Genomic DNA, 25,489 nt, shown 5'->3' with positions numbered 1-25,489 from the left:
CTTCTCTCCTCGCTTGTGGCGGGCGCTAGACCGCCCGGAAATAGAGCCCCCGGGTGTACCCGCCCTGGGGGGTGCTGCGCTGCCCGGCGGCGTAGCGGCGGATGGTGGGGGCGATCTCCCCCGGGGCCTCGACGGTGAACCAGAGCAGCTCGCTGTCGGCCAGGGCCAGGGCGTCCCGCCGGTCGCCCATGTCCAGGGGAAGGCAGTTGAGCAACTGCGACCAGCCCCCCTGGCACAGCAGGGGGAAGAGGCGGCCGGTGCGGTCCACCACCCCGCCGGTCCGGCGGCAGGCGGCGCAGCCGCCCCGGTTTTGCAGGGGGCAGGCCCGCAGGTTCATCACCGGCAGCCGCCCGTAGCCCAGGGCCCGCAGAAAGACCGCCTGGGGGAACTGGGCGATCTCGGCGGCCTGCACCTCAGGCGAGAGGGTCGCCCGCACGGCCCCCATCTCCTGCAGGGCGAGGGCGGCGGGGCCGGAAAAACAGCTAAGCCCCGGACCGGCCGTCACCTCTGCCCCGCAGCCGCGCAGCAGTTCCAGGTGGGCCAGGTTGTCCCCCTCGACCCGGGGCAGGCCCCGGGCCGCCCAGCGGCGGGCCCGCTGGGCCACCTCCCCCTCGCCGGTGAAGAGGAGCCGGGGCAGGCAGCCGGTGAGTTTGGGCAGCAGCTCGTCCAGAAAGGGGGCCAGCCGCCGGTCCTCCAGCGCCCGCAGGGGGAGGAGGATCTCGTCCAGCAGGGGCCAGGCCTCCCTCGCCCCCAACAGCTGCTCCACCGCCTCGAACCGGGCGGCCAACTGCCGCCGGGCCGGGCGCCCCCTGTGGCAGGCGGACAGGTCCACCGGGCACTCCCGCCGCGCGGGAGCTGGGGCGGCGCAGCGCTCGGCCAGCTCCCCGTAGACCTGCCGGCGCAGGGCGTTGCAGGCCGAGACGGGGACAAAGAGCCCCTCCTCCACCTCGCAGCTGCCCTCGGCCAGGGAAAAGGGGGTGTCGCCGGTCTTTTCCAGGCAGCGCAGCAGGGCCTCGCGCCCGGTGGGCTTGGCCCTCGCCTCCTGGGCGGGGATCGAGCCCTGGGCCTGCGCCTCCCCACAGCGGGCAATCAGGGTGAGCCCCTCCCCCCGGCGCAGGGTGAAGCGGGCGCGCAGGGGCAGCTTGTCCCCCCGCTCCCGCCGGGGGAAGAGGGGTTCGGCCGCCAGCCGGGAGAGGGCCTTTTGGCTGGCCCTGGCGTCGGCCTCCCGCCGGTGGCCGAACATCTGCGGCCCGATGGCGCCGGTCAGGTAGCCGTCGGTGAACCCGCTGCGGGAGAAGAGGTCTTGCAGCAGGGCCTTGTCGTACCCCTGCCCCGCCCGGGCGCGCCAGACGGCGGCGGTGACCTGCCCCACGTACTCCGGCCGCTTGAGCCGCCCCTCGATCTTCACCGAGGCGACCCCCAGCGCCTGTAGCTGGGGGAGGTGGTCGATGCCGCAGAGATCCTTCAGGCTCAAATCGTAGCGGTCGCCGGCCCCGCCGGGGAGGGCGGCTGCCTCCTCCGGCGAGGAGACGGCGCAGAAGGGCAGCCGGCAGGTGCCCGCGCAGTCCCCCCGGTTGCCCGAGCGCCCGCCGATGACGGCGCTCATCAGGCACTGGCCCGAAACCGACATGCACAGCGCCCCGTGGATAAAGACCTCCAGCTCCAGCGCCCCCTCCCGGGCGATGGCGGCGATTTCCTTTAAAGAGAGTTCCCGCGCCAGGATGGCGCGGGAAAACCCCAGCCGCGCCAACTGCCGCGCCCCGGCCGGGGAGTGGATGCTCATCTGGGTGGAGCCGTGCAGGGGCAGGTCGGGGAAGGCCCAGCGCACCAGGGAGACGAGCCCCAGGTCCTGCACGATGAGGGCGTCGATCCCCGCTCGGTGGGCCTGGCGCACTACCTCCAGCGCCCGGGGCAGCTCGCTCTGGCGCAGCAGGGTGTTCAGGGCCAGATAGACCTTGACCCCCCGCCCGTGGCAGTCGTCCACCGTGCGGCCCAGCTCCTCCTCGTCAAAGTTCTGGGCGCCGCTGCGGGCGCTAAACTGCTTGGCCCCCAGGTAGATGGCGTCGGCCCCGTTGAGGATGGCCGCCCGGGCCTGGGCGGGCCCCCCGGCGGGGGCGAGGATCTCGATGGGCGCCATCACTGGATGTCCAGCCGGGTCTTGAGGGAGGCGATCTCCCGCTTGAGCCGCTCGATCTCCCGCTTCTGCTCCTCGCACTCGATGCGGGCCTTGGCCGCATCCTCCAAATAGTCCTTGATCTGCAGCCGCATGTTGTCGGTGCTCTCCTGGGCCTTGACGCTCTCGTCCAGGTGGTCCAGCGCCGCCAGCACCGCGGCGGTCATCACCGAGATGCGGGGGTTTTGCGCCATCATCTTCTTCAGCTCGGCGTCCAGCTTCCGGGCCAGGTTCAGCACGTACTCCTCGTCCTCGTTCCCGGCGATCACGTAGTCAATGCCGCAGATGGTGATTTTGACTTTGTTCATTGCCCGTCTCCTCCTTGTTGCGCGTCCCTGTATGGCGGGGTGTCGCTGTGCCTTTTTCTTTTCCCCGCAACGGCAAAAATGCCATGACAGATTGAATCGGACCCAGACAAAATGGGTCGAACCTATCATAGCACAGTTTGCCGCAGATGTGTGAAGTTTTTGCAAAGGGAGAGGGGGCAAAAATGCCCGCCTAGGCGATGGAGAGGACGGCCAGCATCGGCCCCAATTTTTGATAGGCCCCCTCAAAGCCGTCCAGGGGCAGTGGGTTCTCCCCCAGCCCCACTTCCAGGGTGTAGCCGGGGCGGCCGGTCTCCTGAATAAACCAGTCCTTGAACCCGGCGTGGGAGGCGGTCCCCCCCGGCTGGGCCACCCGGTAGCCCCCCACCGAGGCCAGCATCTGGGCGACGAGGGCGCTCTGCTTGGGGGTGCGGGGGCCGTACTGGTAGTAGATCTCCTCCCCCTGGCTGTGCAGGGCCACCACCTGCCGCGGGGCGTAGAGGCGGCAGAAGTCGGCCAGGGCCCGGGTCTCCGGCTCGGAAAAGGGGAAGGGGCCGCCGTACTTGGTGGGCCCCGGCAGGTAGATGCCGGTCTGCTCCACCTGGCGGCGGGCGATGTCGAAGCCGGCATCGAAGTTGTGGTTGAGGTCCACCCCCCGGGCGTTGGCCTGCCAGTGGCTCAAGTCCCCGCCGCAGTGGGCGAAGACAAAGGTGCGCAGGGGGCCGGCGGTGTCCACGCCCCCCACCCAGAGCTCCAGCCCGTCGGGGTTGAGGCAGGGGATGAAGAGGAGCCCCCGCTCCCCGATGGCCTTGCCCATGGGGGTGTCGTAGGGGAAGGTGCCGCTCTCCAAACTCTCAAGCACCTCTTCGCAGAAGCGGAAGCACCCCAGTACCCCGTAGTACTCGGTGGCGTGGGTGCCGCCCACAATGCAGGTGGCGCTCTGCAGGTTGCCCACCCCGATGGCGTAGATTTCCCGCCCCAGCCAACTGCGGCCGATGGAGAACACCTTGGCGGCCGGGTAGCGGATGGCGATCCTGGCAAACCGGGCCATGGTTGTGGTATACTGTGGATATTCCTTGTAAAACAGGTCGGTCATGACGTCACCTCCCTGCAGTATATGCGCCCTCTGGGCGCAACTTGCCCGGCGGGGGGCGGCTGGCCGCCGAGCTCGATGCGCGATGGAGGGATTGTCCCATGAAATTAAACGAGACGACCGCGGCCCAAAACACGGTGTTTTCCGGCCGCATCATCACCGTCTGCGACGACGAGGTGGTGCTGGAAAACGGCAAGCGCACCCGGCGGGAGGTGGTCTACCACCACGGCGGGGTCTGCGTGGTCCCCTTTGACGGGGAGAACACCTATCTGGTGCGGCAGTTCCGCTACCCCTACAAAGAGGTGGTGCGGGAGTCCCCGGCCGGCAAGTTGGAGCCGGGCGAGGACCCGCTGGAGTGCGGCAAGCGGGAACTGGAGGAGGAGCTGGGGGCGGTGGCCGGACGCTACACCGACTTGGGCCGCTTCTACCCCTCCCCCGGCTACACGTCGGAGGTGATCCACCTCTACCTGGCGGAGGAGCTCTCCTTCACCCAGCAAAACCTGGACGAGGACGAGTTCTTGGAGGTGGAGAAACTCCCCCTGCGCCGGGCGGCGGAGCAGATCCTCTCGGGCGAACTGGTGGACGGCAAGACCCAGGCGGCCGTCCTCAAGGCCGCGGCCCTGCGGGGACTTTTGGGGGAGGGCGGCCGATGAACTGGCTGGACAAGCTGGAGCGCAAGGCCGGCCGCTTCTGCATCCCCCGGCTGATGTGGTACCTCTCCGGGCTGATGCTGGTGGTCTTTCTCATCGACCTGCTGCTGCCCCAGGTCGGCTTTTCGGGCTACCTGGTCTTTGACCGGGCACTGATTTTACAGGGGCAGGCCTGGCGGCTGGTGAGCTTCCTCATCGTCCCCCAGGGAAACACCGTCTGGATCCTCTTGAGCCTCTACTTCTACTGCGTCCTCAGCGACGGGCTGGAAGCCTGCTGGGGCAGCTTCAAGTTCAACGTCTTTTACCTGGTGGGGGCGGTGGGGGCCATCCTCTCGGGGATGATCACCGGCCTGGGGTGGAGCGCCTACCTCAACATGTCCATCTTCCTGGCCTTTGCCCTGGTCTACCCCGAGTACGAGGTCAACCTCTTCTTCCTCCTCCCCATCAAGGTGAAGTACCTGGGCTTTTTGGGGGCGTTTTACTACTGCATCGCCCTCATCGGCGGCAGTTGGTCGACCCGGCTGTCCATCGTCATGGCCTTTTTGAACCTCATCCTCTTTTTCGGGGGGGACTTCTGGGGCCGCATCAAAAGCCGCTGGAAATACCGGGAGAGCCGCAGGGCCTTTCGCCAGTACCAGCAAAACCGGCAGCGGGGCCCCTGGGGACAGTAGGGCGGCTGCCGACGGATCGAGAGCGGAAAAGGGGGACACAGGGATGAACGGTGCTGTACAGAACAGAAAAGGGGACCTGACACGGCGGGTTTTTCTCCTCTTGGCGGGGTGGCTCGTCGCCGTGGCGATGGTGGGGGCGCTTTTGCACTCCGCCCCTACGCCATTCCCGGGAGCCGGGTCGTCAAGTGGATCGCATTGCACCTCCACTGTGCCCTCCTCGTCTCCGCCCTTTCTCGGGCCGTGTCCAGGGGGAGAGGGGCGGTGGCAATGCCTCCTCGCCCTCCCCCCGCTGACAGGGTATCTGGGGTCGTTTACCGAGCGGGCAAACACCCCCCTCCTCGCCCCCTGATGTCCTTTCACAGCGCGCTGCTGCTGGCAAGGCCGATCTGGCTCTGGTTTTCGGCCTGCGCGCGGGGGAGCTGTTGGCAGGCCCCCGCAAAGGGGAGGGTCATCGCCCTGGTTGCCCTGGTGCGGGGCTGTGCAGCCGTCGCCTTTGCCCGGGCCTGACGGCCGCCTTTTCCCGGCAGAGCCGCTTCCCCCTGTGGGGGGTGTAGCTGGCCCGCCCCGGCCTTCCAGTCTCCGGCTTTTTGGGCGGGGTGAGCGGCCGTCTGCTCTCCCAGGTGCTCTGCGAAAAGGCCGGTGCGGGCTGTGGCCGCCATCGCGCTCGCCTGTGCACTGTTGTCGCTGAGCGGGCAGACGCAGGACGCCGCCCTGGCGCGCCTCCTCTTTGGCGGCTGGTATCTCTTTCTCTAGCGCCGCCGCAATCAAAACCACTGGGGGAACGGCCGGTATGCACCAGCCCTAAAGGGCGTGAAACAGGGCTGGTCCCTCAAGGGGCGTCGGAATTTTTTGTCGCACTACACGCGCTGCCACCAGTAGACTGGCAATTTAGAATACCGCTTCGTGTCATCTTTACACCTTCTGCACCCTTCCTTTCAGGGGGCTTTCTGCGAAAGCAGGTTGCCTTCCCCGGCAAAACGGGGGGCGCTGGAGTTGCAAAGAAAAAAGCCCCCGCCTCAAGGCGGGGGCTTTTTTTGCACGTGGGTCAGCCGCGCACGGCGACAGCTTCAATTTCCACCAGGCCGCCCTTGGGCAGGGCGGCCACCGCCACGCAGGAGCGGGCGGGGAAGGCCCCGTCGAAGTACTTGGCGTAGACCTCGTTGACCGCGGCAAAGTTGCCCATGTCGGTCAAAAAGATGGTGGTCTTGACCAGGTTGGCGGTGCTCATCCCCTCGGCGGCGAGGATGGCGCAGAGGTTTTTCAGCGAGCACTCGGCCTGCTCGGCCACCCCGGCGGGCATCTCCCCGGTCTGCATGTCGATGCCCAGCTGGCCGGAGATGTAGAGGCTCTCCCCCGCCATGACGGCCTGCACGTAGGGCCCGATGGGGGCCGGCGCCTGTTCGGTGAGTACGGTTTTGCGCTCCATAACGATTCTCCCTTTCTCTTCTGGCGCCGGCCGGCAGCCGGTCGCCCGTCTCGCCCGGGCCCCGGGGGCAGGGGCTCTTCCCCTCTCCGCCGCGGCGCCGGTGTCTAAAAAAAGTATAGCAAAAATTGCCCTTCAGGGAAAGGACGGCCGTCCATGTGGAGAGAATTTTTTCTGCAAAAAGGGCCAAAAGGGAGAGGGAGAATTTGTGCATGCGGTTGCGTTTTTGAATCTTCTGGGAGAAGTGCATAAATTTAAAAGGGGATTGTTATGGAAAGGCACAAATCGCCCCATGGAAACAAAACTTCTCTTAACAAACGCCGGCAAATGTTGTATCATACACAGTAGGATGTTGTACCAATCCAGACAGTCGTGTGGAAGCGTTTTGCGCGGCTTTCCGCCCCTTTTTATGCCCTTTGCGGGCCGAAAAGAGCGCCCCTTGCTAGCCGGGGGCCGGCGGGCCGGAAAACGGGTGCACCACCGGGTAAACGGTCTGCTGCCCAGGGGGGATCTGCCCTTCCGGGGGCTTGTTGCCGTTTGGGAAAAAACAAACCGCAAAGGGAGGAAAACAATCAATGGAGATGAAGATTACACCGCATATCAATCCAAAAGCTGAGATCGCGCCCCGCATTCTTCTGCCTGGCGATCCGCTCCGGGCGAAATACATCGCCGAAAACATGCTCGAGAACGCCGAGCAGTTCAACGAGGTCCGTGGGGCCCTGGGCTTCACCGGCACCTACAAGGGCGAGAAAGTCTCGGTCATGGGCACCGGCATGGGCATGCCCCAGGTCTCCATCTATGTCACCGAGCTGATGAAATTCTACGGCGTCAAGACCCTCATCCGCATCGGCACCTGCGGCGGCATGCTGCCCGATATGCAGCTGATGGACCTGATCCTGGGCACCGGCGCCTGCACCACCAGCGGCATCAACCGCCACATCTTCAACGGCGATTTTGCTCCCACTGCCGATTTTGAGCTGCTCAACAAGGCCTACGAGATCGCCAAGGAGAGAGAGATCAAGACCTACACCGGCCTGATTCTGTCCAGCGACATGTTCTACGGCGAGAACAAAAAAGAGGATTCCGAGATGTGGAAGAAGTACGGCGTGATTGCCGGCGAGATGGAGGGCGCCGCCCTGTACACCATCGCCGCCAAGTACCGCTGCAGAGCCCTGACTATGCTGTCGGTCAGCGATGGCCCGTTCATCGACAGAGACCTGACCTACGAAGAGAAAGAGAAGGGCCTCAAGAATATGTTCGAGGTCGCCCTCGACACCGCTATCGCGTTTTAAGACAACATAAAAAGGGAGGAATTCGATTATGAGTTTACATATTGGCGCCAAACCCGGCGATATTGCTGAAAGCATCCTGCTCCCCGGCGATCCCAGAAGAGCGAAGTACATTGCCGACACCTTCTTCGAGAACCCCGTCAAATTCAACGACGTGCGCGGTATGTGGGGCTTCACCGGCACCTACAAGGGCAAGAGAGTCTCCGCCATGGGCACCGGCATGGGCATTCCCTCCATCAGCATCTATGCCAACGAGCTGATCAGAGAGTATGGCGTGAAGAACTTGATCCGCGTGGGCACCTGCGGCGCCATGCAGGATCATGTCGGCCTGAAAGACGTCGTCCTGGGGATGGGCGCCTGCACCGACAACGACTTCAACCACCATGTCTTCAAGGGCATCTATTGCCCCACCGCTGACTTCGAGCTCATCCGCGCTGCCTACTACACCGCCAAAGAGACCGGCGTCGACGTGAAGGTCGGCAACATCTCCTCCGGCGATATGTTCTACGGCGAGCACGACGAGAAGTCCGACCGCTTCACCGAGTACGGCGTTCTGGCCGGCGAGATGGAGGGCGCTGCCCTGTACACCATCGCCGCCCGCGAGCACGTTCGCGCCCTGACCATCCTCACCGTCACCGACCACCCCAGTGGAAACCTGACCCCCGAGGAGCGCGAGCTGACCCTGAACACCATGCTGCAGCTGGCCCTGGACACCGTCATCAAATTCCAGGATTAGTTTTCCGCCTGCCAAGGGGCGCGGCCATCCGGCCGCGCCTCTTTTTTTTGTCTTCTCTCGCTTGCCCTTTCCTCCCTCCGCCCTGTTCTGCTTTCCCCACCCCCCCTCGCCCCGCCGGGGGAGAAGCGGTAGTGCCGGTGGGGAAGGGCACGGGTCGCCCGGTGCAGCACCTCCTCCCCCTGCCGCGTTTTGCCGTCGCCCTGCGGCCGCCTCACTCCCGCCTCCCCCTGCGATTTTTTCGCCCATCTCGCGTTGCCCCGTCCTGCCCTTCACTTTGCTCCCGTTTCGCTTTCGCCCTCTCTCCCCTCGTCTCATCCCGTTTTGGCTCGCTCCGCCGCACGCTGCCCTTGCTTTGTCCCGCTTCCTTCTCTCCGCTCCGCCCAGTCCAGTCCTTCCCTCCCTTTGCCTTTCTTTCGCCCCACCTCCCTTTGCCCTCGCTGTGCCTTCCCCTCGCTTCGCCCCCCTGCCTCGTCCTCGCTCCGCTTTGACTTGCTCCTCCGCGCTCCGCCCTCGCCTCTGCCTCCGCCCGCCCCCTTCTCTTTTGGAGGGCAGCGAGGTATAATAGAGGGCGAAAAAACAGGGCGCGGCAGCGCCGGAAAGGGAGTGGGCGCGGTGTATGTGATCAGCAGCGGCGTGGTGGAGGGGGTCATTGCCGACCGCTTCGGCAAGCGGGGGGAGCAGTTTGGCCCGGGAGAGGTGTCCACCTACTCCCTCCCCCTGCAGATCTGCGAGCCGCCGCAGGGCACCCAGAGCTACGCCCTGGTGCTGGAGGACCGGGACGCCTTCGCGGTGACCCCCGGCTTCTCCTGGATCCACTGGACGGCGGCCAACCTGCAGCGCGATTTTCTCGAGGAGAACGAGAGCGTCTCCGCCCGCGACTTTGTGCAGGGGGTCAACAGTTGGATCAGCGAGGGTCTGCCGCTGGAGGACTGCACCGGCTACGGCGGCATGGCGCCCCCCGACTGTCCCCACCAGTACGAACTGCGCGTCTACGCCCTGGACTGCCTCCTCCCCCTGGAACAGGGCTTTCTCTATGGCGAACTCTACCGGGCGATGGAGGGGCACCTGCTGGACAGCTGTGCCCTCAGGGGCTGGTACCGTGCGTGAGCGGCTGGCCCCGCCCCGGGTGGGGATGCGGATGGTCAAGACCGCGGTGGCGGTCTTTCTCTGTTTTGCGATTGACGCCTTTCGGGGCGGAGGGATCCCCTTTTACTCGGCCATTGCGGCGGTGCTCTGTCTGCAGCCCAGCTGGCAGGGCAGCACCCAAAAGGCCCGGGAGCGAACGGTGGCCACCTTTCTGGGCGGCCTGGCGGGGATGCTGGTGCTGGCGGCGGAGCGCAGCTGGTTCCCGGCCATCCCCGCCCTGGGATGGTACGCCCTGGTGGCGGCCTGTCTCATCCCCCTGCTCTCTCTGACGGTGGTCCTCAAAAAGCCGGGGTCCGCCTATCTCTCCTGTGTGGTGTTTATGAGCGTCACCGTCAGCCACGGCGGGGATGAAAACCCTTACCTCTTTGCCTTCAACCGGATTGTGGACACCCTCATCGGCATTCTGGTGGCGCTGGCGGTGGGCGGCATCCGCCTGCCCCGCCGGGGCGGCGATTGCCTGTTGGCGGCCGATCTGGAAGGGCAGTTGGCGCCGGGAGGGGTGCTTTCCCCCGCGGTGCGGGTGCGGCTGACCCGGCTCTGCGAGAGGGGGATCCCCCTGACTATCTGCACCGCCCTCTCCCCCTCGGTGGCGCTGGGCCGGTTGGCGGGGGTCCCCCTCACCGCCCCCCTGGTCGTACTGGGCGGCGCGGCGGTCTGCACACAGACGGGGGACGACTTTCTGTGGTCGGCCCCCCTCACGCCGGAGGCGGAGCGGGCCGCCAGATTACTCCTGGACGGGGTCGGGGCCGCCGGGTTTTGCTACTTTCTCGACCGGGAGGGACTGCAGATCAGCTATGGCCCCAGCTTGCGGCCGGGAGAGGAGGAGCTGCGCCGGGCGACCCGCGCCCTCCCCCACCGGCACTACCGCTTCTCCCCCGGCGGGGCGAGGGGCGAGGGGGCGGTGCTGGGCTGGCTCGCCCTCCTGCCCGAAAAGCAGGCCGAAGCCGTCCGGCAGGGGGCGGCCGGCGAGGTGAGGGCGGACGACTATCCCAGCGGGGAACCGGGGGAGCGCTGGGTGTGGCTGCACAGCCCGGCGGCGGGCTACGGCTCGGCCCTGGACGAGGTTGTCCGCCGGCTGGGATCGCCCGCCCCTGCCCCCTTCTGGCCCCCCGATGGCCTGACGGGGGAGCGGGCGGTGCGCGCCCTGGAAAAACGGGCCTTTGGCGGCCGCTGACCCTTCCCGAAGGGCGGCCGGCTGTGGTATCATAGAAAAAAAGAGCGGGCGGCATGGCCCGCCTGTGCGCCCGGCCGCAGAGCGCGGGCGCGGGAGAGGAGTGTGCGGCGATGCCCGGATGGGGTTGGGCCCTGCTGGCCTTGGTGGCGGTTGCCATCTTAGTTTTTGCGGCGGTGAAGGGGCTGCAGCGGCTCTGGTGGGGGGTGCGCCACTCGGCGGTCGGCCTGGCTGCCGACGTCATCCGCGCGGCGGTGGGGCAGGAGGGAGAACTCCCCCCGGAGCCCCGCTCCCTGCAAAATGGCGACAGCATCTACGGCCCGCAGATCCAGCGGGATTTCACCGGCTTCAACATCGCCCGCGCCAAGGAACTGGCCGAGGGGGCGGTGCGCCGTGCCTGCCCCGGGGGCACCGTCCGCAAGACGGTCATCAGCGGCTACGACCGGCGGGCGGAGCGGCGGGTCATCACCTTTCAGTGCGGGGTGAAGGACGGCCAGCGGGAGCGCAAGTTTGAGGTGGACTACTGCTACCAGGCCCCGGGCTTTGGGCAGGGCGAGACGCCGGAGGTCTGCCCCCGCTGTGGCGGCCCCATCCCCGCTGTCCACGGGGGCAACTGCCAGTTTTGCGGGGCGAGGTTGGACTCGGCCATGGAGGGCAGCTGGGAATGGACCCCCTGCCGGGAGGTGTAGCGGTGAAGCTGGTCATTTTGACGGGCCCCCACGCGGTGGGAAAGATGACGGTCGGCCAGGCCCTGGAGCGGCGCACCGGCCTGCGCCTCTTTCACAACCATGAGAGCTTGGAGCCGCTGCTCCACCTCTTCCCCGACCGGCCCGACATCTGGGGCCCCTTGAGCAACCAGTTTCGCTGGCAGGTGTTCGACGCCTTCTCCCAGACCGACGCCGCGGGGCTGATCTTCACCTATATGTGGGCCTTTGACGTCCCCGAGGACCGGGCCTATATCGGGCGGCTGCGGGCGCTGTTTGAGGGGCGGGGCGCACCCGTCTATCTGGTGGAGCTGGCGGCGGATCGGGCGGTGCGGTTGGTGCGGAACCGCAGCGAAAACCGGTTGCTGCACAAGCCCTCCAAGCGCGATCTCCGGCAGTCGGAGGCCCTGTTTTGCCAGTTGGAGGGGGCGCACCGGCTGAACTCCCTGCCGGGGGAGATCGACTGGCCGCACTACCTGCGGCTGGACAACACCGACCTCTCCCCCGAAGAGGCGGCCGCCCGCATCTGCGAGACCTTTGCGCTGTGAGGCCGGGGGGAGAAGGGGCCGGCGGAGGGGCGCTGGCGATTCAGCCGGTCACGGCAGAACGCCTGCCCGCGGTGCTCGCCCTGCGGGTGGCCCCCGGGCAGGAGGGGTTTATCGAGACCACCGCCCAGTGCCTGGCCGAGGCGGCGGAGGAGCCCACCTGGCGGCCGGTGGCCCTCTGCGACGGCGGGCAGGTGGTGGGCTTTGCCATGTACGGCCGCTTTCGCAACCGCCGGCGGGTCTGGCTGGATCGGCTGCTCATCGACCGCGCCTATCAGGGCAGGGGCTACGGCCGCGCCTTTTTGGGGCTGCTGTTGGAGCGGCTCTTTGCGGAGTACCGGTGCGACAGCATCTACCTCAGCCTGTTTGACGACAACCGGCGGGCCCTTGCCCTCTACGAGTCCTTTGGCTTTGTGTCCACGGGCGAGCGGGACACCGGGGGCGAAGCGGTGATGCGGCTGCGGCGAACGCCGTGACAAAAACGATCATCTATTTGGAGGAAAAGGCAGTCTTCCCCTGGGGAGGGCTGTCTTTTTGTTGTGGACAGAGATGGGGGGCAAATAGAAAAGTCCGTATATGGAGGACAACTTTGTACAATCTGTGCACAGATTGCCTGGAATGCGGGCAAAATGTGAGGGCTTTTTTAGGGAGAAAGCGGATGGACGGTGGAATCGGCCCACCGTATAATAGGGAACAACCCCCGGGCGGAAGGGCCGCCCGGGACAGAGGGCCGGCCCCGCCATCCCCGCCCCGTCGGGAGCGGGCGGAGCCGCGCACTCCATCACTTTTTAGGAGGGACATCAATGGCAACCAACCGCGTGTACAACTTCAGCGCAGGCCCGTCTATGCTGCCCGAGTGGGTATTGGAGCGGGCTTCTTCAGAGATGCTCTGTTACGGGTCTTCCGGCCAGTCAGTTATGGAGATGTCCCACCGATCTAGTGCCTTTGAGCAGATCATCGGCGACTGCGAGGCCTCTCTGCGCCGCGCGCTCTCCATCCCCGAGGGGTACAAGGTCCTGTTTTTGCAGGGGGGCGCGTCTAGCCAGTTCGCCATGGTGCCCCTAAACCTGCTCACCCGCTCGGGCAAGGCCGACTATGTCATCACCGGCCAGTGGGCCAAAAAGGCCTGGCAACAGGGCCGCGTCTACGGCGAGTGCCGGGTGGTGGCCAGCTCAGAGGACCGCACCTACAGCTATATCCCCCAGGTGGACCCCGCCCAGCTCGACCCGGCGGCCGACTACCTGCACATCTGTTACAACAACACCATCTATGGCACCACCTTTTCCCCCCGCACCCTGCCGGTGTCCGGCAGCGTGCCGCTGGTGGCGGACATGTCCTCCTCCATCCTCAGCGAGCCGGTGGACATCTCCCGATTCGGCCTCATCTACGCCGGCGCCCAGAAGAACATGGGCCCCGCCGGCCTGACGGTGGTCATCATCCGGGAGGACTTGATCGGCCACGCCATGGAAAAGACCCCCATCATGTTTGATTACAAGACCCACGCCGAGGCGGGCTCCATGTACAACACCCCGCCCACCTACGCCATCTACATCTGCAAACTGGTCCTCGACTGGCTGCAGGGCCCCATGGGCGGCCTGGCGCAGATGGCGCAGCGAAACCGCGAGAAGGCGGAGCTGCTCTACGACTACCTCGACCAGAGCCGCCTCTTCTCCCCCACCGTACAGGGGGAGGACCGCTCCCTGATGAACGTGCCCTTTGTCACCGGCGACCCGGCGCTGGACGCCGCCTTTGTGAAGGAGGCGGAGCAGGCCGGACTGGTCAACCTCAAGGGACACCGCTCGGTGGGCGGGATGCGGGCCTCCATCTACAACGCCATGCCGATCGAGGGCGTGGAAAAGTTGGTGGCGTTTATGCAGGCGTTTGAGTCGGATCACCGCTAAATTTGGCAGGGGGTGCTTGGCCGCAGGGCGAAGCGCCCCCTTTTTGTCCCCCGACAGCACCCCACTTCACCCCGCCGCGCCGGCCGCCGGCGCGGCAAACACAGCACCCCAAAATCAGACAGATGAGAGAGGAAGCGCATATTGATGTATATTGTCAAGACCCTCAACCAAATCAGCCCCGCAGGCCTTCGTGCCTTTGACCCCGACCGCTTTGTCCTGGACGACGGCGCCGAGCGGCCTGACGCCCTGCTCTGCCGCTCGGCGGACCTGCACCAGTACCCCTTTGACCCCTGTCTGGCCGCCATCGGCCGGGCGGGCGCGGGGGTGAACAACATCTCGGTGGAGGAGTGCAGCCGCCGGGGGATCGCCGTCTTCAACACCCCCGGCGCCAATGCCGGCGCAGTGAAGGAGATGGTCCTCTGCGCCCTGCTGCTGGCCTCCCGCAAAATTCCCGCCGCTCTCGCCTGGGTGCAGGGGCTCAAGGGGGAGGCGGATCTGCAGAAGCGGGTGGAGGCCGGGAAGAAGGCCTTTATCGGCCCCGAGCTGGGTGGCAAGACCCTGGGCGTCATCGGGATGGGGGCCATCGGCATCCAGGTGGCCAACACCGCCCGCCACCTGGGGATGGAGGTCATCGGCTACGACCCCTACATGTCGGTGGAGGCCGCCTGGAAGGTCTCCCGCCAGATCGCCCACGCCGCCAGCCTGGAGGAGGTCTACCAAAAAAGCGACTACATCACCCTGCACGTCCCCTACACCGCTGACACCAAGGGGATGGTCGATGCCGCCGCCCTGGCGCAGATGAAGGACGGGGTGCGGCTGCTCAACTTCGCCCGGGGCGAACTGGTGGAGACCCCGGCCCTCCTCGCGGCTGTCGAGGGGGGAAAGGTCGCCTGTTACGTGACCGACTTTGCCCAGGAGGAACTGCTGGGGGTCGAGGGGGTCGTCGTCCTCCCCCACCTGGGCGCCTCCACCCCCGAGAGCGAGGACAACTGTGCGGTGATGGCCGCTCGGGAGCTGATGGACTACCTGGAAAACGGGAACATCAAGAACGCGGTCAACCTACCCACCTGCCGGATGGCCCGCTCGGGCCGGGTGCGGGTCTGCGTCATCCACAGAAACATCCCCGCCATGATCACCCAGATCTCCAGCGCCCTCAGCGGGGCGGGACTGAACATCGAAAACCTGGTCAACAAATCCCGCGGCGAGTACGCCTACACCATGCTGGACCTGGCCGACGAGCTGCCGGAGCCGGTAGAGGGGGCGATCCGGGCCATCGAAGGGGTCGTCCGGGTGCGGGTCTTGCCCCGCTGCGAATAGATTGATTGGCGGAAACGACCGCGCAAAAAGGGCCGGAAGGAATGTTTCTTCCGGCCCTTTTGTTGTATTTTCCGTTAACAACTCTGATTATCTCCAAAAAGCCCGGAAATACGGGCATTTCACGGGATATAAGAACTGAATTTACTACCGATTTACTACTTTCGGATTGAGCTTTGACACGCTTCCGCTTCCCGTGAAGCCCACCGCCCAAATAGTGACACATCGAAAATCGAACACGACACCGCAGACGGCGGCGTTCTCTTTTCCCCTTTGGGGAGATCAGGACGCCGCTTTTTTTGCGCCCAAAACCAGAAAGGAGGCGACCGCCTATGTACTTTACTTCCGGCAGTGACCGGGCCTTTGAACAGCTCATGCAGACGAGACCGGGCGCAGATCATTTTGACAGCGGCGAGGCCGGAGCGCCGGAGGACTGCGGTACCTGCCGTTTCTACCGCCCGCACTGGAAGTACCAGTTTTGTGTGTATGAGGAATGTCCCTACCAGCCGGGCAAGCGCACCGCCCTTGACGGCGCGGTGAAATTTCAAGTGAAAGGAGTGGACGACGAGATGGCAGTTTTTCGAGTGGAGAAAAACCGGGGCTACACGGTGATGTCCAACCACCACCTGCGGAACAAGGACTTGTCTCTGAAAGCCAAGGGGCTTCTGTCGCAAATGCTGTCCTTGCCGGAGGATTGGGATTTTACGCTGAAAGGCCTATCCCTTATCAACCGGGAGCAGATCGACGCGATCCGGGCGGCTGTCCGGGAGCTGGAACAGGCGGGCTATATCGTGCGTTCCCGTGAGCGTGACAGCCAAGGCCGCCTGCGCGGGGCGGATTACATCATTTACGAACAGCCCCAGCCTGTGCCGGATTCGCCTACATTGGAAAATCCAACATTGGATAATCCAACGCAGGAAAAGCCTACGCAGGAAAAACCAACGCAATTAAATAAAGATAGATCAAGTAAAGAGAAATCAATTACGGATGGATCAAATACCGATTCCATTCCTATCCTTTCCCCTCCCTCTCCTTTGGGGGACGAAGCGGCTGCGCCGCCGGAACGGAAAGGAACGGGAGCGAAATCACAGAGCGCCGTAGAGATTTATCGGGAGATCATCAAGGACAACATCGAGTATGAACGCCTTTGCCAGTACGCCAAGGGGATTGACCGGGATATGCTGGACGAGATCGTGGACTTGCTGGTGGAAACCGTATGCAGCGCCCGAAAGACTATCCGCATTGCCGGGGACGATTACCCCGCCGAGCTGGTGAAATCCAAGCTGATGAAGCTGAACAGTTCTCACATTGAGTTTGTCTTTGACTGTATCAGCAAAAACACCACGGAAATACGGAACATCAAAAAATACCTGCTGGCGGTTCTGTTCAACGCCCCAAGCACCATCAACGGCTATTACACGGCGCTGGTGGGCCACGACATGAACACAGGCAGTTGGGGAACCCCGCAAAATCGGTGATTTTGTGGGGAGAGGAGAAACAGCGAAATGAGCGAGCTTTTCACGCTTGCGTGGAAACAAGCGATATGGAGCTTGTGACGACGAGAAAGGAGGCCGACCCTATGAAACAGGGTACTTTGATTTTTGATGAGCAGACAGACCGCTACGACATCCGCTTTGACCTTGCGGACTATTACGGCGGCCTGCACTGCGGAGAAACTTTTGATGTGATGGTGGGCGGCAGATGGAGGCCGACCCGCATTGAAATGGCCGAGAACTGGTATCTGGTGGGAATCCATGCCGACGACCTCTCCGGCCTGCGGGTGCGGATTTAAGCCATCCGCCTGCCTGCTGACTTTCCAAAGGAGGGATAGCAGTTGCAGGAAGAAGTAGACCAGAAAACCATAGCGTTAGCGGTTAAGACGGGCAAGCTCACCGCCCAAGTGCTGCAAGCGGCCATCCGAAAATATCTGGCCGCCCGGCAGAAAGGGACGGGCAAGACCCGTCACGGACAGCAGAGCTTACGGCAGCTCAAAAAGGACGGTTCCGCCCTGTCCAACATTGAGATCACCGACGCCAACATTGGCTTATTTAAGCTCTGCGCCAAGAAATACGACATTGATTTTACCCTGCGGAAAGACCTCACTACCCATCCGCCCCGGTATATCGTGATCTTCAAATCCAAGCAGGCGGACAATCTGGAACAGGCGTTTAAGGAGTTTACGGCCAAGAAGCTCAAACAGCAGGAACGCCCCTCCATCCGAAAGACCCTTGCCGTCCTGAAAGAAAAGGCAGCGGCCAGAAGCAGCCAGCAGGCCAAGGAGAAAATCAAGGAAAGGGGGCTGTCACGATGAAGCCGGAAATGAAAAAGCTGATAATTGCCAACCTGCCCTACCTGCTGTTTGTGTACCTGTTCGACAAGTTGGGACAGACCTACCGGCTGGCGGCTGGGGCGGACTTGTCGGAAAAACTGCTGCACCTTGCGGACGGCTTTTCCCTTGCCTTTGAAAGCGCCGCCCCCAGCTTCCACCTGTTCGATCTGGCGGTGGGCGTGGTCGGTGCGGTGACATTGCGGCTGATGGTGTACTGCAAGAGCAAGAACGCCAAGAAATACCGCCGGGGCGTCGAGTATGGCAGCGCCCGTTGGGGCGGGCCGAAAGATATAGCCCCGTACATCGACCCGGTGTTTGACAACAACATCCTCCTGACCCAGACGGAACGCCTCACCATGAACAACCGGCCCAAAGACCCCAAGACCGCCCGGAACAAAAATGTGCTGGTGATCGGCGGTTCCGGCAGCGGCAAGACCCGGTTCTTTGTGAAGCCCAACCTTATGCAGTGCGTATCCAAGGACTACCCGACCTCATTCGTGATTACTGACCCGAAAGGAAGTCTGATCGGCGAGGTGGGCCAGCTCCTTGTGCGGTGCGGCTACCGGGTAAAAGTGCTGAATACCATTAACTTTTCCAAGAGTATGCGCTACAACCCGTTTCGCTACATCCATTCGGAAAAGGACATTTTGAAGCTGGTAAACACGCTGATCTGCAACACCAAGGGCGAGGGCGAAAAAAGCGCCGAGGATTTTTGGATCAAATCGGAACGGCTGCTGTATTCGGCCCTCATTGGCTATATCTGGTACGAAGCGCCGGACGATGAAATGAATTTCACTACGCTGCTTGAAATGATAAACGCCAGCGAAGCCCGCGAGGACGACCCGGAATTTCAATCCCCGGTAGACCAGATGTTTGAACGGCTGGAAGAAAAAGACCCGGAACACTTTGCGGTGCGCCAGTACCGTAAATTCCTGCTGTCGGCGGGCAAGACCCGCAGCTCCATCTTGATAAGCTGCGGAGCCAGATTAGCGCCCTTTGACATCCGGGAGGTGCGGGAGCTGATGGAGGACGACGAACTGGAACTTGACACCATCGGGGATAAAAAAACAGCCCTGTTCCTGATTATGTCGGACACGGACACGACCTTTAATTTCATTCTGGCAATGGTACAAAGCCAGCTCATAAACCTTTTGTGTGACCGGGCCGATGACAAATATGGCGGGCGGCTGCCCGTCCATGTGCGGCTGATTCTGGACGAGTTCGCCAACATCGGCCAGATTCCAAACTTTGACAAGCTGATCGCCACCATCCGAAGCCGGGAAATCTCGGCTTCTATTATTTTACAGAGCCAGTCGCAGCTAAAGGCTATTTACAAGGACGCGGCGGAAATCATTTCCGACAACTGCGACTGTACGCTGTTCCTTAGTGGCCGGGGCAAGAACGCCAAGGAGATCGCGGAGGTGCTGGGCAAGGAAACCATTGACAGCTACAACCAGAGCGAGAACCGGGGCGCGCAGACCTCCCACGGACTGAACTACCAAAAACTCGGAAAGGAGCTGATGAGCCAAGACGAAATTGCAACGATGGACGGAGGCAAGTGTATTTTGCAGGTGCGCGGCGTGAGGCCGTTTTTCAGTGAGAAATACGACATCACCCGCCACCCCCGCTATAAATACCTCTCGGACGCCGACAAAAAGAATACCTTTGATGTGGACAGCTACCTGTCGTCCCTGCGTCGGAAAAAGCGGCGTGTGATAACGGAGGACGAACTCTTTGACCTCTACGACATTGAACTGTCGGATGAAGATTTTGCCGCGGAATAAAGCGGCCATAGAGAAAGGAGCGTGACCGATGGGACACTCGGACGAATGGACATTTGCGGATTATTTCAGGTATGAGAAAGAAATCTACCGGGCGATCATTTCCGCTGCGGTTTTGTGCCAGTGGATCGCAGAACATGATACCCCGCCCACGGATGGGGAAGCCGAAGAACTTGTAAGGGAAATAGACCGCAGACTGTGTGAAGCATGGGGCGAGATTTTTTCGCTGGCTGTGCTGGAATGGCGGGACGGCCAGTAACTCCGGGCCGTCTGCGGATTGTGAGGCTGCCGCTATGTACGGCGGCTTTTTTTGTACCCAAACACCATCACAATCTGAATTTATGGAGGTAAATTTATGGAATTTTTCAATAGTGCAGTTGATACTTTGCAGACCATCGTTGTGGGCCTCGGCGGAGCGCTTTGCGTATGGGGCGGCGTCAATCTTTTGGAGGGATACGGGGCGGACAACCCGGCAAGCAAGTCACAGGGAATCAAGCAGCTTGTCGCCGGAGGTGGCGTTGCCCTCATCGGCATGACCCTTGTTCCGCTGCTGTCCGGGCTGCTGGGATAACCCCATGTGTGTTAGAAAACCCTCCGCGCCCTCTCTGATCTGGGAGGGCGCGGGAAAGGAGGTGTCCCCACATGATCGGTGATTTAATCGGGGAATGGATCAAGGGAATCCTGATCGACGGTATCATGGGCAACCTGTCCGGCCTGTTTAACACGGTCAATACCAAAGTCGGGGAAATCGCGTCGGATGTGGGCAGTACCCCGCAGGACTGGAACGGCGGCATTTTTTCCATGCTGCAAAACCTGTCCGAAACGGTGATCGTCCCCATTGCGGCGGCCATTCTCGCCCTTGTGATGTGCTATGAGCTGATCGACATGATCGTGGAAAAGAACAATATGCACGACTTCGACAGCTCCATGTTCTTCCGCTGGATTTTCAAAAGCGCCTTTGCCATCCTCATTGTGACAAACACATGGAATATCGTCATGGGCGTGTTTGACGCTACCCAGCAAGTCGTCAACCAGAGCGCCGGGGTGATTATCGGAGATACCAGCATTGATTTTGACACGCTGCTGCCCGATCTGGAAAGCCGCCTTGAAGCAATGGACATTGGGCCGCTGCTGGGCCTGTGGTTCCAGACCCTTGTTGTGGGGCTGACGATGAACATTCTTTCCATCTGCATTTTCCTTGTGACCTATGGAAGAATGATTGAAATTTACGCCGTGACCGCATTGGGTCCGATCCCCCTTGCCACGCTGGGCAATGCAGAGTGGCGCGGCATGGGCCAGAACTACTTGAAATCCCTGCTTGCGCTGGGCTTCCAAGCCTTTTTAATCATGGTGGTTGTCGGGATTTATGCGGTGCTGATCCAGCAGATCGGAACCGCCGACGACATATCCGGCGCGATCTGGGGCTGTATGGGCTATACCGTTTTGCTTTGCTTCTGTCTGTTCAAGACGGGAAGTATCAGCAAGGCCGTATTTACTGCTCACTAAAGAAACGAGGTGACTTTTTATGGCTTATGTAACTGTCCCCAAGGATTTAACCAAGGTCAAATCCAAGGTAGTATTCGGGCTGACGAAACGCCAGCTCATTTGTTTTGGCGGTGCGCTGCTGGTAGGCGTCCCGCTTTTCTTTTTGATCCGGGGCCGCGTCCCGACCAGCGCGGCGGCACTCATTATGGTGTTCGCCATGCTGCCGGGCTTTCTGCTGGCGCTTTACGAAAAACACGGCCAGCCCCTTGAAGTGGTGGTACGCCAGATCGTAGAGTGCTGCTTCATTCAGCCAAAGGAGAGGCCCTACCAGACCAACAACGCTTATACCGCCCTTGTGCGGCAATCCCAAATGGAAAAGGAGGTCAACGCTATTGTCCAAAAAGCAAAAGAACGAAACGAGCGCAAAAGCGCCGGTCAAGCTCACCCGCGCCGAAAAGAAAGAGATTCAGGCCGTCATCCGAAAGTATAAGGGCGACGGCAAGCCCCATTCGGCGCAGGCCAGTATTCCCTATGAGGCCATGTATCAGGACGGCGTGTGCCGGGTAACGCCCCGCACCTTTTCCAAGTGCATTGAGTTTACGGACATCAGCTACCAACTGGCGCAGGCGGACACCAAGACCGCCATCTTTGAAAACCTGTGCGACCTCTACAACTATCTGGACGCCTCCATTCATGTGCAGTTTTCCTTTATCAACCGCAAGATCGACCCCAAGCAGTACGCCAAGAGCTTTGAAATCCGGGCGCAGGGGGACGACTTTGACGACATCCGCAGCGAGTATTCCGACATTTTGCAAGACCAGCTTGTGAACGGGAACAACGGCCTGATGAAGCGGAAATTTATGACCTATACCATCGAGGCGGACAGCCTGAAAATGGCCCGCGCCAGACTGCGCCGGATCGAAACCGACCTTTTGGGCTATTTCAAGAGCATGGGGGCCTCTGCGTGGGGACTGGACGCCAAGGAACGGCTGGAAGTCATGCACAGCATTTTCCACCCGGACGGGGAACCGTTCTCCTTTGACTGGAAGTGGCTTGCCCCGTCGGGGCTTTCTACCAAGGACTTTATCGCCCCGTCCTCGTTCCGCTTCGGCAATGCCCGGATGTTCGGGCTGGGCGGCAAATACGGGGCGGTGAGCTTTCTGCAAATCCTCTCCCCGGAGCTGTCGGATGAAATGCTGGCCGACTTTCTCAACACGGAAAACGGCATTGTGGTGAACCTCCATGTGCAGGCCATCGACCAGAGCGACGCCATTAAGACGGTCAAGCGCAAGATCACCGACCTTGACGCCATGAAGATTCAGGAACAGAAACGGGCTGTCCGCAGCGGTTACGACATGGATATACTTCCCAGCGACCTTGCCACCTACGGGCAGGACGCCAAGGAGCTGCTAAAGACCTTGCAGAGCCGGAATGAACGGATGTTCCAGCTTACCTTTTTGGTGCTGAACACCGCAGACACCCGGCAAAAGCTGGAAAACGATGTGTTCTGGGCTGCCGGGATCGCACAGAAATACAACTGTTTCCTTGTGCGGCTGGACTACCAGCAGGAACAGGGGCTTATGAGCAGCCTGCCGCTGGGGGCCAGCCACATCCAGATTGAACGCTCCCTGACGACTTCCAGCGTGGCCGTGTTCGTCCCCTTTGTGACACAGGAGCTTTTTCAGGGCGGCGACGCCATGTATTACGGGATCAACGCCAAGACCGGCAACATGATTATGCTCGACCGCAAACGGGCGAGGTGCCCCAACGGGCTAAAGCTGGGAACACCGGGAAGCGGCAAAAGTATGAGCTGTAAATCCGAGATTGTGAGCGTATTCCTCTGCACCCCGGACGATGTGTATATCTGTGATCCAGAGGCCGAGTATTACCCCCTTGTGAAGCGGCTGCATGGGCAGGTAGTGAAGCTGTCGCCTACCAGCAAAAACTATGTGAACCCGCTGGACATCAACTTGAATTACTCCGAGGACGAAAACCCGCTGGCCTTGAAATCCGACTTTGTGCTGTCGTTCTGTGAGCTTGTCATGGGCGGCAAGAACGGGCTGGAAGCCATTGAAAAGACGGTGATCGACCGGGCGGTACAGGTGATCTACCGGCCTTATCTGGCAGACCCCAAGCCGGAAAATATGCCCATCCTTGCAGACCTGCACAAAGCCCTGTTAGACCAGCATATCCCGGAGGCCGACCGGGTGGCGCAGGCCCTTGACCTGTATGTGTCCGGCAGCTTAAATGTGTTCAACCACAGAACCAACATCGACATCAAAAACCGCATTGTGGCCTTTGACATCAAGGAGCTGGGCAAGCAGCTAAAGAAAATCGGTATGCTCATTGTCCAAGACCAGATTTGGGGGCGCGTCACCCAAAACCGCAGCAAGGGCAAGGCGACATGGTATTTCTGTGATGAGTTCCATCTGCTTTTGCGTGAGGAACAGACGGCGGCCTTTTCCTGCGAGATTTGGAAGCGTTTTCGTAAGTGGGGCGGGATTCCCACAGGTGCGACGCAGAATGTAAAAGACCTGCTTTCCTCCCCGGAAATTGAGAACATTTTGGAAAACAGCGACTTTATCTGCCTGCTCAATCAGGCCAGCGGCGACCGCAAAATCCTTGCGGAACGGCTGAACATTTCGCCCCAGCAATTACGGTATGTGGACAATTCCGAACCCGGCGAGGGGCTTCTCATTTACGAAAATGTGATCCTGCCCTTTAAGAACCCCATCCCGAAAAACACCCAGCTCTACCAGATCATGACGACCCGGTTAGGCGAGGGGGCGACGGTATGAGGCACAAGGAGGTGAAGTCATGGAACCCTTAAAACCCCGTGACAAGGTGACGCAGCACATGACCCGCGACGGCCTGACGCTGGATAACCAGACCACCGGCGAAAGCGTCAATGTGTCCAGCCGGGAGGCCGAGCAGGAATACACCACCCAGCCGGAGGGCGCGGCGGAAAAAATACTGGAACGGGCGGACGAACTGCACGACCGCCATAAGGCAAAAAAAGCGGCCAAGGACGCCGGGGAAACTGTGGCGCAGGCCACCGGCCCTGTTTCCCGGTTGCAGTTTACCGCCGAGGAACGGGCCTCCCCGGAGCTGGCCCCGTATATCAAAAAGGCAGAAAAACGGGCGGATAAGCTGGAAGCGGCCAAAGAAGCCCTGCCGAAAAAGCGTGTCGTCACCAAGGAAACCGTTTATGACGAGGCCAAGGGCAAGGCCAAAAGCAGGCTGTATTTTGACAAGGTGGAGAAAGCACCTCCCCAGCTCAAACCAAACCCGGCCAGCCGCCCCATACAGGAAGCCGGGCTTTACCTCCACGGAAAAATCCATGAGGTAGAACACGAAAATGTGGGCGTGGAGGGCGGCCACAAGGGGGAGGAACTGGCGGAACGGCAGGCGGGCCGCATGATCCGCAGCGGCGTCCACCGCCACAAGCTCAAACCCTACCGGGCCGCCGCCAAGGCCGAGCGAAAGTCTATCGCCGCCAACGCCGAGTTTGTGTATCAAAAATCCCTGCGGGACAACCCGGAGCTGGCGCAGGCGGCAAAGAACCCCGTTTCCCGTTTCTGGCAGAAACAGCACATCAAGCGGGAATATGCCAAGGCAGCAAGGGCGGCGGGTCAGACCGCACAGGGGGCGGCAAGCACCGCCAAGACCACGGCTGCCGCAGCCAAGAAAGCCGCAGAGAAAAGCAGACAGGCCGCGTCCTTTGCCGCCCGGCACTGGAAAGGGGCGCTGATCGTCGGCGGCGTGGGCCTCATGCTCCTGCTGGTGATGGGCGGCCTGCAATCCTGCACCGCCATGTTTGGCAGCACCGGGACGGGCCTTGCCGCCACCTCCTATCTCTCCGAGGACAGCGATATGCTGGGAGCCGAAGCCGCCTATGCCGCGCTGGAAGCAGACTTGCAGCACGAACTTGACAACTACGAAAGCCTGCACCCCGGCTATGACGAATACCGTTTCGATCTGGACGAGATCAAGCATGACCCCTATGTGCTGACCTCCATCCTCTCCGCGCTGCATAACGGCGTGTTCACTTTGGGGGAGGTACAGGGCGACCTTGCCATGCTCTTTGAAAAGCAGTACATCCTGACCCAGACCATCGAAACGGAAACCCGCTACCGCACCGAAACGAGGACGGACAGCGAGGGAAACACCTACACCGTGGAAGTCCCCTACACCTACTATATCTGCAATGTGAAGCTGGAAAACTTTGACCTGTCCCACCTGCCCATCTACATTCTCACCGAGGAACAGATGGGCTTTTATGCTGCCTATATGCAGACTTTGGGCAACCGGCCAGACCTGTTTCCCAACGGCAGCTATCCCCACGCTTCCACCCCGAAAGAGCCGACCTACTATGAAATCCCCCCGGAGGCGCTAAAGGACGAAGCCTTTGCCGCCATGATTGCCGAGGCGGAAAAGTATGTGGGCTATCCCTATGTGTGGGGCGGCAGCTCCCCAAGCACCAGCTTTGATTGTTCCGGCTTCATTAGCTGGGTTATCAATCATTCCGGCTGGAATGTGGGACGCCAGACGGCGCAGGGGCTTTACAACATCTGCACCCCCGTTTCCCCGGAGCAGGCCAAGCCCGGTGACCTTGTATTTTTCGTCGGCACTTATGACACTGCCGGAATGTCCCATGTGGGGCTGTATGTGGGAAATTCGGTCATGCTGCACTGCGGCGACCCCATTTCCTACACAAACCTCAATTCAAGCTACTGGCAACAGCATTTTTATTGTTACGGGCGTTTGCCTTAA

At 61.8% G+C, this 25,489-nt stretch carries 27 protein-coding genes; 23 read left to right on the top strand and 4 right to left on the bottom strand.

The features are described 5' to 3' along the window. Nucleotides 1-25 precede the first annotated feature (25 nt). The 3 genes from ACTNAU_RS03360 to ACTNAU_RS03350 form a co-directional block, all read right to left on the bottom strand. Nucleotides 26-2,137, bottom strand: a complete 2,112-nt coding sequence (locus tag ACTNAU_RS03360) for a DUF3656 domain-containing U32 family peptidase (protein ID WP_441097535.1) — start codon at nt 2,135-2,137, stop codon at nt 26-28. After that, nucleotides 2,137-2,481 carry a cell division protein ZapA gene (locus ACTNAU_RS03355; protein WP_059003115.1) on the bottom strand — a complete coding sequence of 115 codons (345 nt, stop codon included), beginning with the start codon at nt 2,479-2,481 and terminating at the stop codon, nt 2,137-2,139. The genes ACTNAU_RS03360 and ACTNAU_RS03355 overlap by 1 nt, the downstream gene beginning before the upstream one ends. Nucleotides 2,482-2,671: 190 nt before the next feature. Continuing rightward, nucleotides 2,672-3,574 (bottom strand): M14 family zinc carboxypeptidase, encoded by a 903-nt coding sequence (locus tag ACTNAU_RS03350; RefSeq protein ID WP_059003117.1) that lies wholly within the window; start codon nt 3,572-3,574, stop codon nt 2,672-2,674. A gap of 98 nt (nt 3,575-3,672) precedes the next feature. Here ACTNAU_RS03350 and ACTNAU_RS03345 point away from each other — a divergent pair, with 98 nt between their 5' ends. The 3 genes from ACTNAU_RS03345 to ACTNAU_RS03335 all read left to right on the top strand — a co-directional run bounded on the left by ACTNAU_RS03345 (nt 3,673) and on the right by ACTNAU_RS03335 (nt 5,399). Further along, nucleotides 3,673-4,224 carry an NUDIX domain-containing protein gene (locus tag ACTNAU_RS03345; protein ID WP_441097534.1) on the top strand — a complete coding sequence of 184 codons (552 nt, stop codon included), beginning with the start codon at nt 3,673-3,675 and terminating at the stop codon, nt 4,222-4,224. Beyond that, nucleotides 4,221-4,892: a hypothetical protein gene (locus tag ACTNAU_RS03340; RefSeq protein WP_185915401.1), complete on the top strand. Its 672-nt coding sequence runs from the start codon at nt 4,221-4,223 to the stop codon at nt 4,890-4,892. Before ACTNAU_RS03345 ends, ACTNAU_RS03340 begins: the two co-directional genes overlap by 4 nt. Before the next feature lie 348 nt (nt 4,893-5,240). After that, nucleotides 5,241-5,399 carry a hypothetical protein gene (locus ACTNAU_RS03335; RefSeq protein ID WP_441097533.1) on the top strand — a complete coding sequence of 53 codons (159 nt, stop codon included), beginning with the start codon at nt 5,241-5,243 and terminating at the stop codon, nt 5,397-5,399. Between the two features lie 538 nt (nt 5,400-5,937). Here ACTNAU_RS03335 and ACTNAU_RS03330 read toward each other — a convergent pair. Next, on the bottom strand, nt 5,938-6,318 hold the full coding sequence (locus ACTNAU_RS03330; RefSeq protein WP_185915403.1) for a RidA family protein: 381 nt from the start codon (nt 6,316-6,318) through the stop codon (nt 5,938-5,940). Nucleotides 6,319-6,418: 100 nt separating this feature from the next. Here ACTNAU_RS03330 and ACTNAU_RS03325 point away from each other — a divergent pair, with 100 nt between their 5' ends. From ACTNAU_RS03325 to ACTNAU_RS03230, 20 genes are all read left to right on the top strand, one after another. Further along, nucleotides 6,419-6,931: a hypothetical protein gene (locus tag ACTNAU_RS03325; protein WP_441097587.1), complete on the top strand. Its 513-nt coding sequence runs from the start codon at nt 6,419-6,421 to the stop codon at nt 6,929-6,931. Next, entirely contained in the window at nt 6,903-7,607 is a 705-nt protein-coding gene (deoD, locus tag ACTNAU_RS03320; RefSeq protein WP_044991917.1) for a purine-nucleoside phosphorylase, read from the top strand. Before ACTNAU_RS03325 ends, deoD (ACTNAU_RS03320) begins: the two co-directional genes overlap by 29 nt. 28 nt (nt 7,608-7,635) lie before the next feature. Continuing rightward, nucleotides 7,636-8,340 carry a purine-nucleoside phosphorylase gene (gene deoD, locus ACTNAU_RS03315; RefSeq protein WP_185915404.1) on the top strand — a complete coding sequence of 235 codons (705 nt, stop codon included), beginning with the start codon at nt 7,636-7,638 and terminating at the stop codon, nt 8,338-8,340. Nucleotides 8,341-8,952: 612 nt separating this feature from the next. Further along, on the top strand, nt 8,953-9,447 hold the full coding sequence (locus tag ACTNAU_RS03310) for a YbhB/YbcL family Raf kinase inhibitor-like protein (protein ID WP_441097532.1): 495 nt from the start codon (nt 8,953-8,955) through the stop codon (nt 9,445-9,447). Further along, on the top strand, nt 9,440-10,660 hold the full coding sequence (locus ACTNAU_RS03305) for an FUSC family protein (protein ID WP_441097531.1): 1,221 nt from the start codon (nt 9,440-9,442) through the stop codon (nt 10,658-10,660). Before ACTNAU_RS03310 ends, ACTNAU_RS03305 begins: the two co-directional genes overlap by 8 nt. A gap of 110 nt (nt 10,661-10,770) precedes the next feature. Continuing rightward, a complete protein-coding gene (locus ACTNAU_RS03300) occupies nt 10,771-11,346 on the top strand; it encodes a hypothetical protein (protein ID WP_185915407.1) in 576 nt (191 codons plus the stop codon). A gap of 2 nt (nt 11,347-11,348) precedes the next feature. Continuing rightward, entirely contained in the window at nt 11,349-11,909 is a 561-nt protein-coding gene (locus tag ACTNAU_RS03295; protein ID WP_441097530.1) for a shikimate kinase, read from the top strand. Continuing rightward, the gene (locus ACTNAU_RS03290) at nt 11,906-12,382 is read left to right on the top strand and encodes an N-acetyltransferase family protein (protein WP_441097529.1); all 477 of its coding nucleotides are present in this window, start codon (nt 11,906-11,908) and stop codon (nt 12,380-12,382) included. The genes ACTNAU_RS03295 and ACTNAU_RS03290 overlap by 4 nt, the downstream gene beginning before the upstream one ends. A gap of 327 nt (nt 12,383-12,709) precedes the next feature. Continuing rightward, entirely contained in the window at nt 12,710-13,807 is a 1,098-nt protein-coding gene (serC, locus tag ACTNAU_RS03285; protein ID WP_441097528.1) for a 3-phosphoserine/phosphohydroxythreonine transaminase, read from the top strand. Between the two features lie 144 nt (nt 13,808-13,951). Next, entirely contained in the window at nt 13,952-15,124 is a 1,173-nt protein-coding gene (locus ACTNAU_RS03280) for a phosphoglycerate dehydrogenase (protein ID WP_441097527.1), read from the top strand. A gap of 329 nt (nt 15,125-15,453) precedes the next feature. Further along, nucleotides 15,454-16,599, top strand: a complete 1,146-nt coding sequence (locus tag ACTNAU_RS03275) for a DUF6017 domain-containing protein (protein WP_441097526.1) — start codon at nt 15,454-15,456, stop codon at nt 16,597-16,599. A gap of 101 nt (nt 16,600-16,700) precedes the next feature. Then, on the top strand, nt 16,701-16,913 hold the full coding sequence (locus ACTNAU_RS03270) for a DUF5348 domain-containing protein (RefSeq protein ID WP_055081499.1): 213 nt from the start codon (nt 16,701-16,703) through the stop codon (nt 16,911-16,913). Between the two features lie 42 nt (nt 16,914-16,955). After that, entirely contained in the window at nt 16,956-17,432 is a 477-nt protein-coding gene (locus tag ACTNAU_RS03265; protein WP_441097525.1) for a PcfB family protein, read from the top strand. Continuing rightward, complete coding sequence (locus ACTNAU_RS03260) at nt 17,429-19,234, top strand: VirD4-like conjugal transfer protein, CD1115 family (protein ID WP_055081497.1); 1,806 nt, start codon at nt 17,429-17,431, stop codon at nt 19,232-19,234. Before ACTNAU_RS03265 ends, ACTNAU_RS03260 begins: the two co-directional genes overlap by 4 nt. A 28-nt stretch (nt 19,235-19,262) precedes the next feature. Continuing rightward, entirely contained in the window at nt 19,263-19,490 is a 228-nt protein-coding gene (locus tag ACTNAU_RS03255) for a hypothetical protein (RefSeq protein WP_009324606.1), read from the top strand. A 96-nt stretch (nt 19,491-19,586) separates the two neighbouring features. Next, on the top strand, nt 19,587-19,802 hold the full coding sequence (locus tag ACTNAU_RS03250; RefSeq protein ID WP_002566673.1) for a Maff2 family mobile element protein: 216 nt from the start codon (nt 19,587-19,589) through the stop codon (nt 19,800-19,802). A gap of 71 nt (nt 19,803-19,873) precedes the next feature. Next, nucleotides 19,874-20,737, top strand: coding sequence for a VirB6/TrbL-like conjugal transfer protein, CD1112 family (locus ACTNAU_RS03245; protein ID WP_005946756.1), 864 nt, complete (start codon nt 19,874-19,876; stop codon nt 20,735-20,737). A gap of 19 nt (nt 20,738-20,756) precedes the next feature. Continuing rightward, on the top strand, nt 20,757-21,206 hold the full coding sequence (locus ACTNAU_RS03240) for a PrgI family protein (RefSeq protein ID WP_003509300.1): 450 nt from the start codon (nt 20,757-20,759) through the stop codon (nt 21,204-21,206). Beyond that, entirely contained in the window at nt 21,109-23,514 is a 2,406-nt protein-coding gene (locus tag ACTNAU_RS03235) for a VirB4-like conjugal transfer ATPase, CD1110 family (RefSeq protein ID WP_009324602.1), read from the top strand. Before ACTNAU_RS03240 ends, ACTNAU_RS03235 begins: the two co-directional genes overlap by 98 nt. Nucleotides 23,515-23,533: 19 nt before the next feature. Beyond that, a complete protein-coding gene (locus ACTNAU_RS03230; protein WP_009324601.1) occupies nt 23,534-25,489 on the top strand; it encodes a C40 family peptidase in 1,956 nt (651 codons plus the stop codon).

Origin of the sequence: Bittarella sp. HCP28S3_D9 (assembly GCF_052065655.1) — a bacterium.
Lineage (GTDB): Bacteria > Bacillota > Clostridia > Oscillospirales > Ruminococcaceae > Bittarella > Bittarella massiliensis.
The sequence above is the reverse complement of the archived record's forward strand: the minus strand, read 5'-3'. Positions and strand labels throughout refer to the sequence as shown.